A 527-nucleotide genomic window follows, 5' to 3' on the forward strand; every position below is an offset into this window, starting at 1 on the left:
TTCTGACCAATCCAGCCCTCAATGGATTGGCAACAATGTACCGGGCTACATGCACCATGCTTTCCTCCCTTCTCAATGACCGGTCCTGATACCCAGGCTGCCATACCGGGTCATGCTTAACCCCTGCCTGATGTAATGCGAGACTGGAGCGGGACTTGAACCTGCGCATCAGGGTAGCCAGTGTTGTTCCTTTCAGCTCGATCAGCCAATGCAGATGGTCTGGCATCAGCACCCACGCCAGTGAGCGGCAGGCGTGCTCTTGATCGGCTTGCCGCAATTGGTGAATGACTAACCGGGCATGGTGGAAGTCATCGAATAGCGGCTTGCGCTGATGGGTAACAGTGGTCAGCAGATACAGCCTGCCAAGTTCTGAATAGCGACCACGACGAAGCAGATGGGATTGGGCCCTGGGCATCAGGTTCTTCCTTGAATAGAGATCAACATCCCAAGGTAGTGGCTGTGTTGCACCCCCAGGGAAGCAGATGATTTCTGGATATGGCAGGACCGGCCCTTTCGCGGGGGGAAAC

1 protein-coding gene is annotated in these 527 nt (G+C 55.4%); it reads right to left on the reverse strand.

Annotated elements, in window-relative coordinates:
• Positions 1–415, reverse strand: a 415-nt coding sequence (locus tag ACK1VC_RS04460) for an REP-associated tyrosine transposase (protein WP_449117859.1), incomplete at its 3' end; no start/stop codon positions are given.
• Positions 416–527 lie beyond the last annotated feature (112 nt).

Source organism: Pseudomonas sp. XP2, assembly GCF_053557975.1.